The sequence below is a fragment of the Candidatus Liberimonas magnetica genome (assembly GCA_020523885.1).
GTDB lineage: Bacteria > Elusimicrobiota > Endomicrobiia > Endomicrobiales > JAFGIL01 > Liberimonas > Liberimonas magnetica.
Map to the genome: position 1 here is coordinate 23,083 of JAJAPY010000021.1, position 14,214 is coordinate 37,296.

Below are 14,214 nucleotides of genomic sequence, written 5' to 3' on the forward strand. Positions count from 1 at the left end.
CAAATTGCAAAATGCAAAATTAAGGTGTCCCGACTTTTGTCGGGACTTATTTAAAATGGAGGGTTAAATCATAATGTTTCAAAAACATTTTATAATTGTAATTACTTTTGTTTATTTCTTTTCTTGCCCTGCATTTTCAAAAAATATAGCGGTCATGCCTTTTAACAATATAACAAAAGATAAAGAAACGAGCTGGGTAGGTGCGGGTTTTTCGGAAACCCTGGCCGCAAAACTTAATAAGGTAAAAGAAATAAACCTGCTTGAGAGAAAACAGCTATCGAAAATATTAGATGAAATAACATATCAACTATCCGGAGTAGTTGACGAAAAAACTGCGGTCAAGGCAGGGAAAAACTATGGTATAGATGTAATAGTCTTAGGCTCTTATAAGGCCGAGGGGGATACTTTAAAAGTGAGCGCACGGTTTATAAATGTGGAAAAAAGAAAAGTAATTGGTAAGGCTGAGGCAACGGGGAAGATAGACGATATTTTTAAACTCCAGGACGAGATACTTTTTAGTTTATTGGATAGTCTGAAAATAACACTTGCTGAAAATGAAAAACAGGAAATAAAGAAAGCCCCGGCGAAAAATTTAGAAGCGTACCAGTGGTTTTGCAAGGGAAAGGACGCCTATAATTTAAGGCTTTATGATAAGGCGATCGAATATTACCAGGAAGCGCTAAACCTTGATCCGGAGTATGCGGACGCTTATTACAGTACAGGTTGTGCCTATGACAGTAAAGGGAACACAGACAAAGCAATTGAGTCCTGCGAGAAAACGGTAGGTATCGACCGGGAAAATAAGGAAGCATATTCTCTTTTAGGTTTCTCGTACTTAAAAAAAGGAAACTTCGATAAAGCGGCTGAGATGTATGAGAAAGCGGTAAGTATCGATCCGGGAAGTGCAAAAGCCTATTGTGATCTGGGGCTTGTGTATGACAAAAAATTAAACTATGACAAAGCGATAGAGCTGTATGAAAAAGCCGCAAACATTGACCCTGACCGCGCAGAGGCCTATCTCGGCATCGGGCATGGCTATTACGGCGCAGAAAGCTACGATAAAGCGATCGAGATATATGAGAAAGCACTGGCTGTCAACCATGATAAAGACCCGGCCTGGCAGGCGATACATCCGGATGTATATTACAATATAGGCTTTGCATACGATGGCAAAGGAAGCGTTGATAAAGCGATCGAGGCTTGCGACAAGGCCTTAGCTATAGATCCGAATCATGGGAAAACTTATTTCCTTTTAGGCCTTTTATACTGCAAACAATTGAACTACGACAAAGCGATCGAGATGTACGAAAAAGCAGTAAGTTTAAATCCTTATCATGCTGATTCCTATTACAATCTGGGCCTTGCATACCGCAAGAAAGGGAACCGCATAAAGATGTTTTCCTGCTTTAAGAAAGCCGCCAGACTTGGGAATGTTCAATCGCAGGAATTTTTGCGTGAAGCAGGGCTTGATTGGAATAGGTAACTTGTGGTAGGGGGGCTGTCCCGCCCCCGCGCCCCCGGGTCAATTTTCTTTGGGCGCACAAAGAAAATTGACGAAAAGAAATGCGCCCCTGAGCCATTCGCTCGTATTTTTCAGGCGGCTGCGGAACTCGCCCCTCGGCTGTCGCCATGAGGGGCTCAGACAGTCCTCGCCGACAACCCCTGAAAAATACTCGACTCATTGACGGCTCAAAGGGGTTTAAAGTCAAAAATATAAATGCTGCGAAACCAATAACATTTGGCAAACTAATAATGGGAGTTAAAATACTTTTATGGTAGACAATAAACTTAAAATAAGTTATGACCGAGCGATAGCTTTACTTGGTAAAAAGGATTATGAAGGATTAATTTGCATAAAAATAGTTTCTGAAAATGGTGGTTGCCAATGTCTCGCACATTGTTACCCAAAAACATAGAATTTAATTAATAGTTATTTGGAACCAAATACTCCATTAAAAGATGGAGGGGATGCCTTAATTGGGAGTGGAACAAATGCTATTGTTGTGGAATCTCATGAGACCGGAATTGAGATTATTGCTGATATATCAACAATAATGGTAAATATTGGAGTAATAGTTGGTTTTGTTATAGCTATATTGAATGCAAGAGTAAATGATAAGAAAAGTAATAATGAAAAAATTAAAATTGTCAAAAAGTATATTAGAAAAGGTAAATATGTTGAGGAAGAGGTTATTAAAATAGAGTTTCCATTAGATAAAAAAGGAATAACTAAAACATGGAAGATATAATTAGAAATAAATTAAAGGAATAATTGAATTCCGAGAAAATAGGGGACGGAATTCCTATAATTCCGGGGACACACACCTTAATTATTGACTAATTTGTGGAATGGAGTAAAAAAGACAAAAATTTGGATATGATGAGAGGTTAATAATAATGAAAACCTTGGAAATGTTTTCAAAAGAGCCAACGCAGATTCCGATACAGGCATCGTGGTATATAGCTGATATTAGTTATATGCAGGGGATACAGGAATTATTTAAGAAACAAGCTCCTCAAAAGCTTAAGCTGTTGCGTGAACATGCTTTGATCGAAAGTGCTGTGTCGTCAAACCGTATTGAAGGTGTTGAAGTGAAGAAATCACGGATAGGTACTTTGATTTTTGGGAAACCTTCTTTGCATGACAGGAACGAAGAAGAGGTTCAGGGTTACAGGGATGCTTTAAACCTTATTCATACCAGTGTAAAGGAATTACCATTAGCGGAAAAAACAATATTAAGCCTGCATAAGTTATGCCGCGGCGAAGTTTGGGATGCCGGGAAATATAAGGAAAAGGATGTTGATATCATTCAAAAATATGCAGATGGCAGGCAAAGAGTACGTTTTAGAACTGTAGCTCCACAGGAAACACCCGCTATGCTGAAACAAACAATAACTCTATGGAATAACGGTATACGTGAAAAATGGATACACCAATTTATTCTTCTTGGGGCATTAAACTTGGATTTTTTATGCATTCACCCGTTCAGAGACGGCAACGGGCGTGTTTCAAGGTTGTTGTTTTTGTTAAGCTGTTATCATTTGGGAATTGATGTTGGGCGGTATATAAGCCTTGAACGATTAATAGAGAATAATAAAGAAAGGTATTATGAAACGCTTGAGGAAAGTTCTTTTAAATGGCATGAAGGTAAACATAATCCCTGGCCTTACATTAATTTTCTAATGTACATTATAAAGTCAGCTTATAAAGAGTTTAAGGAACGGGCAGGAAATGTCAAGGAATCCAGAGGAGCTAAAACAGATATTATTTATTCCGCGATAAAACAGCGGAAAATTCCATTTACTGTTTCAGAGATTCAAAAAGAATGCCCTGGTGTAAGCATAGATATGATAAGGCATTTATTGAAACAGTTAAAAATAAATAGAAAAGTGAAATGTCTTGGACGCGGTAAATTTGCCAAATGGGAAAATGTTTAATTAGGTAATAACAATTTAATTAGGTAATTTAATAGGTAATAAGAAATCAGCTGGGGCACACAACATAATTATTGAGTAGGTACATAATGTATTTGTTGGACTGAGTGAAAAGATAAAAGAAAAATATGAATATTGATTTAGATAAAATTCTTCCTTTGGTGCAGAGGCCGGGGAGGTATATTGACCATGAATATAATGCGAGCCGGAAAAAAGAGGGTGAGGTAAAGGTATGCCTTTGCTTTCCGGATCTTTATGAGTTGGGAGCGTCTAACCTGGGGCTGGAGATACTTTATAATATTATCAATAAAATGGAAGGTGCTCTTGCGGAAAGATGTTACAGCGTGGCTGAGGATCTGGAAAAGGAGCTCAAGAAGAATAATCTGCCGTTGTTTTCGCTTGAATCAAAAACTCCTTTGGCGGAGTTCGACATCATTGGATTTACTTTGCAGTACGAACTTTGTGCTACGAATGTTTTAAATATGCTCGAACTCTCCGGTATTCCGTTTCTTTCAAAGGATAGAGACAAAACTTATCCTCTCATCATCGGCGGCGGGCCGGTTACTGCAAACCCGGAGCCTGTGGCGGATTTTTTTGATGCGTTTGTAATAGGAGACGGGGAAGAAGCCATCCAAGACATAATTGTGAAAGTGCAAATTGCAAAATGCAAATTGCAAAATAAAAGCGAACTTCTTTTGGAACTTGCAAAAATACCTGGGGTATATGTTCCTTCTTTTTATAATGTGGAGTATAAAGAAGACGGGGGGATAAAAAGTTTTAAGCCAATTTCCGATGCGATACCTGAAAAAATAGAGAAGCGGGTTGTAAAGCTTGAAGAATCTATTTATCCCGACAAACCGATAGTCCCTTATTTGCAGACCGTTCATGACAGGCTTAATATAGAGATAGCAAGAGGGTGCACACAAAGATGCAAATTTTGCCAGGCATCTAGGTATTACTGGCCTTACAGGATACGCTCAAAAGAAAAAGTCTTAAAACTGATCGAGCAAGGGATCAGGAATACGGGCTATGAAGAAGTGTCTCTATCTTCTTTATCCTGTACCGAATACAAGGATATCAAGGAACTGCTCCTGGGGATAAATAATTTATACAAAGCCAAGAAATTAAGCATATCTCTTCCTTCTCTTCGCTGTGACCTGTTCTCCCTGGAGGTGGCAAGCAACCTGGGGTCCGGCAAGAAACCTAACCTCACGTTCGCTCCTGAGGCGGGTTCCGACAGATTGAGAAATGTTATAGGAAAAGGGCTTTCGGAAACTAAGATAGTTGATACGCTTGTGCTTGCTTCAAACATGGGTTGGCACCTGATAAAGCTTTATTTTATGATAGGGCTGCCTACAGAAAAATACGAAGATATAGAAGCCATCGTTGCGCTTGTTAAAAAGCTTCATCAAAAAACTGGAAAAATGAATTTTAATGTTACCATTTCTCCGTTCGTGCCAAAACCGCATACTTCTTTCCAATGGACAGGTATGGCAGATGAAGATGTCCTTAGTAACAGCCTCAAAAAACTTATGAAAGAACTGCCTGCTTCGGTAAAGCAGGCATCCATAAAAAGCTCGAAATTAGAGGCTGTTTTTGCAAGGGGTGACAGGCGTCTTGCAAATGTTATAACAACCGCTTATAAAAAAGGATGCAAGTTTGATCAGTGGAAAGATAAGTTAAGAATAGAAATCTGGGAGGAAGCTTTTAAGGAAGAATCCATTGACCCTGACTATTATATGTCAAGGAATTTTATATTCGAAGATATTTTGCCCTGGGACCATCTTGCTATCAGCGATAAGGAAAGCTTGTGGAAGGATTATGAGGAAAGTTTAAGTGCCGGCTCAAGCTTTCCGGTTGAAGACAGCAGCGTTAATCCCGTTAATATCCGGCCACATTCACTTAAGACAAGGCCCGATATTTTTAGTAAAAAGCCGCTCCTTCGCCTGCAACTCAGGTTTTCAAGAAAAGGAGAAGTGCGTTTCCTGTCTCATCTTGAACAGATAGAGTTTTTTAGAAGAATGCTAAGAAGGGCTGATGTCCCCCTTGTGAATACTTCCGGTTTTCATCCGCAGCCGAAGATATCGTTCGGGCCTGCCATATCTGTGGGCTATGAAAGCCTCAGCGAGTATCTTGAAATGGAACTTTACGAGAAGGTGGAGCAGGGCGAGTTAAAGGCAATGATAGATAAAAATCTGACCCAAGGTTATGAATTATTGTCCATTAAAAAACTTCCTCTATTCTCATCAAGCCTGGATTCATTGACAAATGTGGCCGAATATGCAATAAATTTAAGTGTGCAAGAGGGGCGCATAAACGAACTTCTTTCAAAACCCGATCTGTGGATAGAGAAAACAAAAAAAGGGCACATTGAAAAGGTAGATGCTAAACCTTTGATCTTAAGTTTAAAAAACGAGAACGGCATTCTGTTCTTAAGATTAAGGTTCGGGCCGAAAAAAACGGTCAAACCCGAAAAGATAGTGCAGTTATTGTCCGGCCTTAACGATGAAGAAGTGAAGCTGGTAAACATAACAAGGACAGCGTTATTCATAGAAAAAAATGATGGTTCTATCTTAGAACCATAAAACACGATAAAAGATAGAAGGCAAACGGTATAGAAGAATATAATGAACCCAGCCCCTCCAATTATAGAGAGGTTTTCGTGGGTTCAAGAATTAAAATATAGGCGTAACTAGCAAATAAATTTATTAAGTTTTAAGGAGGGGCTGGGTGAAAAAAGAAATAATTGTAAACAGGTCGTTTGAAGAGACAAGGGTCGCTATCTTGGAAAACGACAAACTAATTGACTTGTTTATGGAAAGAAAAGAATCTGAAAAGTTCGTTGGGAATATTTACAAGGGACGGGTCGAAGCCATACTGCCGGGGATTTCAAGCGCGTTCGTGAATATAGGTTTTGGAAAAAATGCCTACCTGAACATCCACGATGTGGTTTGCGAGAACCGGTCTGCAAGGATAGAAGATAAGATACAGAAGAAAAAAGAGATCCTGGTCCAGGTCGAAAAAGAACCGATAAGCACTAAAGGCCCAAGAATTACCATGGACGTATCACTCCCCGGGAGATACCTCGTCTTAATGCCTTTTTCAAAAGACATAGGCATTTCAAGGAATATAGAATCAAGGGAGGAAAGGAGCAGGCTTAAAGGCATAATTAATGAGATAAAACCTGAAAATTTCGGGCTCATTGTACGCACTGAAGCTGAGGAAGCCAGTAAGGATGAGCTTAAAAGGGAAGTAAAATACTTGACCCGGCTATGGAATTCTATAAGTTCCAGATACAATTCCGCAAAAACACCTTCTTTGATCCATAAAGACCTGGGGCTTGTTTTTCAGACTTTAAGGGATTATCTGACCGAAGATGTGGAGATCGTACTTATAGATTCAAAAAAGGAATACGAAGAGGTGCTTGATTTCATAAAGATAATAGCTCCTGAGCTTATAGGAAAAATAAAACTTTATACGACCAAAACTCCTGTGTTTAAGGCATTTAAGATAGAGGAAGAGATAAAGAAACTGCATTCTAACAAAGTAAAGCTCCCTTCAGGCGGGTATATCATTATACAGGAAGCAGAATCACTATGTGCCATCGACGTTAATACAGGCAGTTTTACAGGCCAGCGTTCGCAGGAAGAAACCGTAACCATAACGAACGTTGAAGCCGCTAAAGAAGTGGCAAGGCAGCTGCGTTTAAGAAATATAGGAGGCATAATCGTCATTGATTTCATTGATATGAAACGCGCAAAAAACAAACAGAAGGTTTTAAGCGAGCTCACTGTTTCGGTTAAAGGAGATAAGGCGAAAATAAAAATACTTCCTATCACAAGCCTCGGGCTTGTCGAAATGACGCGTGAACGGAAACGGGAATCTATATTTTCATTCCTTGGCGAAACATGCCCCACTTGCCACGGAGTCGGGCTTGTGCCGTCCCGTGAATCGCTTTTTATAAATATAAATACAGAACTTGAACAATTAAAACTAGGCCATCATCACGGTAAAGTTAAATTAAAACTAAACCCGGATGTAGCGGAATATTTTACAAAAAGGCTGGAGCGGGTACATAAAGTAGGCGGGAAAGCAATTGAGATCTGTCAAAGCCCGGCTATAAGCTGGGATGATTACCAAATAATCATAGAATAGCGGATAATTTTTAGTGTGTAGCGTATAGCGTTTAGGAAAGTCAAAGACTTTAACCATCCGCCATACGCTATTGTTTTACCCCGCCGGATTCATTAAAATAATTTATGAAAAACAATATTATAGTACTACTTTTATGGACAATATTTTATTTCTCGGCCAGTATAGTAAATCTCAATTATATCGATACTAATTCGGATGAATTATGGCCGGGAATTTCCGCAACAAAAATGATAGAAGGCTGTGATACAAACTATTGCGGAGATGAAATTCATCTGTTTGGAAAAAAGCTTCCATTAAATATGCAGGAACCATATTTATTTGCATTGCCTAATTATATGTATGTCCCTGTATTTCTTTTGTTTGGAATAAATATTTGGTCGCTAAGAATACTCCCGATAGTTCTGTCATATTTAACTATATTAATGGTCTACTATATTATCAAATATTATTTTAACGAGAAAACAGCTCTGATAACGGCGTTGCTTCTGGGGACAGATTTTAGATTTATACATTTCGGAAGAATCGGTTCATTTTTATTTGAACCATATGTTAGTTTCTTTTTTTATTTGGCGATTGTTTTATATATTTACAATCTAAAGAATAAAGAAAAATTATATCTATATTTAGCATCTTTTGCTTTAGGGCTTGGATTAAGTGTAAAAATATCGGTAATAGCGCGTTATTCGGGGATCATAGGTGCAAATATAATACTGTTTCCCAAAAGCGTACTTGCTCTAAGAAAAAAATATAGTATTAGACAATGGGTTTTATTAATTTCATGTTTTGCCTTGGGAGCTTCTTTATTCATAAGTTATAATATACTGGAGAAAGGAGATTCGTTTAAGCTCATAAGCTTTATTTATAATGGCAAGACCACGAGTCTTGGTACAAATAATAGCAATGTCCTGCAAAATATGAAAACAAGGATCCATCAATACAATAATATTATAGGTGGTTTTGATAAAGAATGGGGGATACCAGAAAGTGATAAATATAATTGCAAGCCAGTCGTCTTATCGTTTTATTTCGCCTTATTTGTTAATCTTATTATCTATATATTTAAAAAGGTAAAAAGGCTGGAATTTAAAAGAATATTATTCGTTTATATTTATTTTATAATCGTATTTATTGCCTCACTATTTTCACCTACTACTTTTCGAAGCTACCATTTAATTATAATGTATCCGTTTGCTCATTTTGTAATTGCTGTTTTAATAAACAATGTGAGCAATATATTCGAAGGGTATGGTAAAATGAACATAGCAAAAATAGCAAGTAAAATACTGGCATGTTCGTTAATAATCATGTTGCTTGCAACAAATACCAGGGCTGTATATATGTATTATTCGGACTTTAAATCAGGAAGGGAATATTTTGGAAATACATATTTTTATATGGAAGAGCTATCGGAGTATTTAAAGAATCACGATCTCAAACCTTTATGCTGCTTTGGTTCTGAGTTAATATTTAAAACCATTTATTTTAGTAAAGGCAGGGTGAACAATATGGAGATGGTTGGATGGAATGATACCATTGATGAAGATAAGCTTAATAATTTATTAAAAAGTTATAAAAAAATATATTTATTAAAACCGGAATCTTATGTGTCGTACAACGCCCTTAGTTATGACTTGCTAATGAATTACGTTATGAAAACAAGAAGAAAAACTACGATAGTTAAAGAGATTAAAAATTCGAAAAATATTCTGTTATATACAATTTATGAAATTAGCGAATAATTATTGAATAGCGTCTAAATATTAGCGTTTAGCGGATAGTAAAGTCAAAACAAAAGATAAAAGTCAAAATAAAAAAGACAGTTGAGAAATAACTGTCTTTTTATTATTTCCTATGCGCTAAATGCTGTCCGCTCTACGCCATTTTACTGCCTGCTCCAATCTATCTAAACCCTTAGATATGTTTTCCATCGAATTAGCATAAGATAACCTGATGTAGCCCGGTGCGCCGAAACCGTCGCCAGGAACCACAGCTATAAGGGCTTTTTCTATTAAATACTCTGAAAGCTCGTCCGTTGTTGATATAAGTTTCCCATCATAAGTTTTACCAAGAAGCTTTTTAACGTTAGGGAAAACGTAAAATGCTCCTGTCGGTTTAAAACACTTTATACCTTTTATTTTATTCAGCCTGTCAACTATATAATCCCTTCTTTTTTCGAATTCCTGTCTCATTTTTTCGACTTCATCCTGTGGGCCGTTCAATGCTTCAGTTGCGGCTTTGAGAGAGATCGATGTCGCATTTGAAGTTGACTGGCTTTGTATGTCTGTCATGGCTTTTATAATTTCCTTGGGCCCTGCCGCATAGCCTATTCTCCAGCCTGTCATGGAATAAGATTTTGACACACCGTTTACCACAACGGTCTGTTCTTTAACTTCGCGGGATAGGCTTGCAATAGAGGCAAACTTAAATCCGTCATAAACAAGTTTTTCGTATATCTCATCGGATATTATCAATGTTTTACTTTCAAGGCAGACATTTGCCAGGAGTTCCAATTCTTCTTTTGAGTAAGTGCTTCCTGTAGGGTTTGAAGGGGAATTAATGATGACCGCCTTGGTCCTTTTTGTGATTGCTTTTTTTAAACTTTCAGGGGTCATTTTAAAATCATTTGATTCTTTTGTTTTTACTATCTTAGGTTTTGCGCCCTGTAATAGTGCCATATCCGGGTATGAAACCCAGTAAGGAGCAGGTATAATGACCTCATCTTTCGGGTTTAAAACCGCTTGAAAAAGATTGTAAAGAGAGTGTTTTGCGCCGCAGGATACAATGATCTGGCTTGGTTCATAATCAAGGCTATTATCTTTTTTCAGTTTATCTGCGATAGCTTTTCTTAAGTCCGGGGTGCCTTCTACAGGGCAATATTTCGTAAATCCGGCATCAATGGCCCTTTTTGCCGCTTCCTTAATGTTAAGAGGCGTGTCAAAATCCGGCTCGCCAGCGCCAAAACTTACGACGTCAATGCCTTTTTCTTTTAAAGCTTTTGCTTTTGCAGTAATCGCAAGGGTCGGGGACGGCTTGATAGTTTTTGCCCTGTCGGATAAATACATATTAGTTGCTCCTTATAATATAACAAACAAACACAATTTATTAGATTGTGCTTGTTTACGGATACATAGAAATAGATTACAGAAAACTTATTATTTGAATTTATAAGTTAATTTTGTAACAACTTCGCGTGACGGCCCCTGTAAAGGCGCATGGCCGCCGTTGTAAGGCTGAATAAAAGCATATTCGGAATCAAGGATGTTATAAACTCCTATGCCAAAGGTCAGGTCGCTGACAGAAACGAAATTATTAAAGTGAAAATATAAATTTGCAAACGTAACAGGATCAAATTTCTTAAGAACAGGGTCTCCGGCAGGATTGCTGGTATAATCATAAGTATAATAACCGTAACGTTCTGAGATGTAAACTAGTGAGGGGTTAACGCTTAAATTATTTGTAAGGCTAAAACTTGAATTTAAACTTGCTTTGTGCGGCGAAAACCCGAGCAATTCATCTTTGTTGCCTGTGACCTCATAGCTTGTTACCGTATTATCCATCGCTTCATAATATGCATAATTTATGGTAGTATACCACTTTTCATATTTTAAACGGTATTCAAATTCTGCGCCCTGGGTCTTTACTTTATCATAGTTATAATAGGCTTCAATGGCTGTTCCGGGATCTACGCCGTACACTATAGGTTTTTCAATATTAATATTAAAAATGTTTGCTGTCACGAACTGATTCTTCGAAAGCTGATACCCGGCTTCTAATTCGCTTACGGTCGTATTCTCAGGTTTTATTTCCGGATTTAACGCGATATTTTCTATACTCGGCTCCCTGTAAGCTTTACTGTAAAGAACTTTAAAATGGAAATTGCCTATTACTTTTGTCAAAGCAAACCTCGGAACAAAACTTGAACCGAACTGCGAATGGTTTGCAGACCTGGCTCCTACTGTCACATTGAATATCGGCAGATTAAACAAGCACTGCAAATATTCTGCGATGTTAAAATAGCTTGCATTCTTTGATCCGTTATACCGGGCGCTTCCTTCCAATTTGTCTTCCGCATTATCGTTGTAATATTCTACGCCTGCAAGTATGTTCACTTTTTCAGACGGGTTATAGGAAGCAGACAGGTCTGAGGTGTATCTTTCTACTGCACTGAAATAATTAGAATAATTTGAATTCATTTGTTTCCAGGGTATTTGAAATTTGTAATTAAATTTAGGTGTCACTGTTATCTTGTCTGAAACATTAAAATTATATTTTGCCATTGCATAGTATGACTCAAAATCCGTATTTACCGGTTTGTCCAAGTCTATTGTCCCGTATTCATCTCTTTGCAATGTTTGATACCTGTCTACTAGAACGGCTGTTTCAAACCCTTTATAATTTAATTTAAAAGAAGAGTTAAAAGGGTCCTGTGCGGAACCTTGGCTCATATTAAACGAGTTCCCAGACATATCCGTATGAATCCTGTCGCTTAATCGGGACTGGCCTACAAAAGCTGAACCTACGAAGTTTAAAGAGTTGGCGAGTTCTTTCCCATACAATAAACTGATATTCTGCCTTGAATACGCTGGTTTTGACATTTGTGCATAATTGACAGCGGTTTCAAGTCCGTTTAATTCTTTTGCACTTTTTGTGACTATATTGATAACTGCAAGTTCGGCAAAACCGCCGTATATTGCAGAACCGGGGCCTCTTATAATTTCTATCTGTTTTATCTGGTCTAAAGAAAAACGGTTGTTGAATTGAAGGCAAGAATACAAAAGTTCGTTAAGCTCAAAACCATCCCACAAAATAACGGCTTTGCCCTCATGGGCCCAGTTTCCCCTGACCCCTAAACCTACTGCACCCTGTACATCAACACCGAACCCTATACCCGGGACTAACCTTAAAATATCAGTAATATTCTGTGCTCCGGAATTAACGATCTCATCACGGGTTATCAGGGTAACGATCCCCGGTGATTCTCTAACAGTATTTCCCTTAACAGAAGCAACGGTGATCTTCATTGAAAGCAGGTCTTCAAGGGACATTGACAGCAGATCGTCAGCTTTGTCCGCAGCCTCAACCGCGTACAAAGAAGCACAAAAACATAAAAAAGACATTAATATAACAGATAAAACCTTTTGTATTTTTGGCATTGACCCTCCTTTTTTTTGTCAATTATCACAAAATATTTCAAAAAAGTCAACACTAATTTGTTAAATTTGACTTTGAAATAATAATTTGATAAAAGATTAAATTATTATTGGGATAACTTGCAAAAAATGAAAATAAAATATATATTAAATTTATTGTTTTCCTGCTTGTTTTTTTTAAATGTGCTAAGTGCGGCTTTTCTGCCTTACAATTTACAGGCTGCTCTCCTGTTGAAAATCCTTAATTATGACCAGAATATAGGAAGGAATGCCTCGAATGGCGTAATTACGGTAGGGATAATCTATGAGAATAACCGCAAATGGATAGAAAGCTCTAAAAGCCTGCTCCTTGAACTTTTGGTTTTTAAAGGCAGGAACGTAAAGGTCAAGAATTACAGCATTGATTTCTGCCTATTGCCTTTTGAAGCCGTAAATCAGCCAGAAACAATTAAGGAAAAAAACATTAATGTATTGTATCTTAGTATAGAAACGCCGGAAAAAATAGCAAAGGTAACTGAATTTGCAAAAAAATCAGGCATACTCACAGTATGCGGCCAGGATTCGTATGAGAAAATGAAAAACGGTATTTCTGTCGGGTTTTCTCTTGAAAATGAAAAACCGGCCATAACCTTAAATAATGATTCTGCTGTTAAAGAAGGCAGCAATTTTTCAAAGGAATTTGCAGCTCTTGCAAAAGCATATAAGTAAGGGGTGCTTAAAAAAAACGTTGCTCCCTTTTTTTTGGTCGTAATGTCAAAAATCTACTTGTTTTTCATTACCTGCACCGTTGCCCTTGAGTAATTCGAAATTACTTCCCTCGCCTGCTATGAAAATTTAATTTATTCAAATATCAATACTTTTTCACTTCTCTTTTCATAGAACATTTGCCACTACCTTTTTGGGCGGGCTCACGCCTGGCGAAATGTTTCATATTATTCACAAGCTTTCCATTGAATTTTCATAAATAGAAGTTATAATATATATAACCATGAAACCTAAAATAATTATATATATTATACTGGCATTCTTACTTCAGACATTCCTTGCTTCGTTCCCGATTCCTGAAAACGGCTGCCAAGCCCTTGAAAGCGCAAATCAGGTAAACAAAAACTTTTTACTTTCTACTTATACGACCACAGCCGTAAAAATAATGATGGAACTGGTGACCAAGACAAACTCTGCTCCGTTACCCGTTGAGCATAAATCTAAAAAGGACACTAACAGTACGGACAATACCCTCCCGGTCTCCCAGCTGTGCAGTTTTAGCGCCACCAGTACCCAGAGTTTGCGCCAGTCTTCAAACTCTGCTATTGCCACTGATATATCCAACATGCTTTATTTCTGGGATATGGCGAGACACCCTCTTAAAATACCAAATGCGTTCGTGTTCCTGTCATTTTTAGTTTTGATCTATATGCTGCCCAGGGGCTCCATCGACCCAAGCTTTATATTTGCTTTTAATAAGGTTGGCTAG

10 protein-coding genes are annotated in these 14,214 nt (G+C 37.7%); 8 read left to right on the forward strand and 2 right to left on the reverse strand.

Annotated features, from left to right (window positions below):
- Positions 1 to 73 precede the first annotated feature (73 nt).
- The 6 genes from LHV68_12350 to LHV68_12375 all read left to right on the forward strand — a co-directional run bounded on the left by LHV68_12350 (position 74) and on the right by LHV68_12375 (position 9,329).
- Positions 74 to 1,483: a tetratricopeptide repeat protein gene (locus LHV68_12350; protein MCB4792660.1), complete on the forward strand. Its 1,410-nt coding sequence runs from the start codon at positions 74 to 76 to the stop codon at positions 1,481 to 1,483.
- 451 nt (positions 1,484 to 1,934) lie between these two features.
- Positions 1,935 to 2,249 (forward strand): hypothetical protein, encoded by a 315-nt coding sequence (locus LHV68_12355; GenBank protein ID MCB4792661.1) that lies wholly within the window; start codon positions 1,935 to 1,937, stop codon positions 2,247 to 2,249.
- Positions 2,250 to 2,397: 148 nt separating this feature from the next.
- Positions 2,398 to 3,438, forward strand: a complete 1,041-nt coding sequence (locus tag LHV68_12360; protein ID MCB4792662.1) for a Fic family protein — start codon at positions 2,398 to 2,400, stop codon at positions 3,436 to 3,438.
- A gap of 125 nt (positions 3,439 to 3,563) precedes the next feature.
- Positions 3,564 to 6,020, forward strand: coding sequence for a TIGR03960 family B12-binding radical SAM protein (locus LHV68_12365; protein MCB4792663.1), 2,457 nt, complete (start codon positions 3,564 to 3,566; stop codon positions 6,018 to 6,020).
- Positions 6,021 to 6,165: 145 nt separating this feature from the next.
- The gene (locus LHV68_12370; protein MCB4792664.1) at positions 6,166 to 7,590 is read left to right on the forward strand and encodes an Rne/Rng family ribonuclease; all 1,425 of its coding nucleotides are present in this window, start codon (positions 6,166 to 6,168) and stop codon (positions 7,588 to 7,590) included.
- 104 nt (positions 7,591 to 7,694) lie between these two features.
- A complete protein-coding gene (locus LHV68_12375; GenBank protein MCB4792665.1) occupies positions 7,695 to 9,329 on the forward strand; it encodes a glycosyltransferase family 39 protein in 1,635 nt (544 codons plus the stop codon).
- 117 nt (positions 9,330 to 9,446) lie between these two features.
- On the opposite strand, the gene LHV68_12380 is transcribed toward LHV68_12375, so the two are convergent.
- On the reverse strand, positions 9,447 to 10,652 hold the full coding sequence (locus tag LHV68_12380) for a pyridoxal phosphate-dependent aminotransferase (protein ID MCB4792666.1): 1,206 nt from the start codon (positions 10,650 to 10,652) through the stop codon (positions 9,447 to 9,449).
- A gap of 90 nt (positions 10,653 to 10,742) precedes the next feature.
- Positions 10,743 to 12,743 (reverse strand): TonB-dependent receptor plug domain-containing protein, encoded by a 2,001-nt coding sequence (locus LHV68_12385; protein ID MCB4792667.1) that lies wholly within the window; start codon positions 12,741 to 12,743, stop codon positions 10,743 to 10,745.
- A 126-nt stretch (positions 12,744 to 12,869) separates the two neighbouring features.
- Between LHV68_12385 and LHV68_12390 the strand changes: the two genes are divergently transcribed.
- Both LHV68_12390 and LHV68_12395 read left to right on the forward strand, forming a co-directional pair.
- Positions 12,870 to 13,448, forward strand: a complete 579-nt coding sequence (locus LHV68_12390) for a YfiR/HmsC family protein (protein ID MCB4792668.1) — start codon at positions 12,870 to 12,872, stop codon at positions 13,446 to 13,448.
- A gap of 280 nt (positions 13,449 to 13,728) precedes the next feature.
- On the forward strand, positions 13,729 to 14,214 hold the full coding sequence (locus LHV68_12395; GenBank protein MCB4792669.1) for a hypothetical protein: 486 nt from the start codon (positions 13,729 to 13,731) through the stop codon (positions 14,212 to 14,214).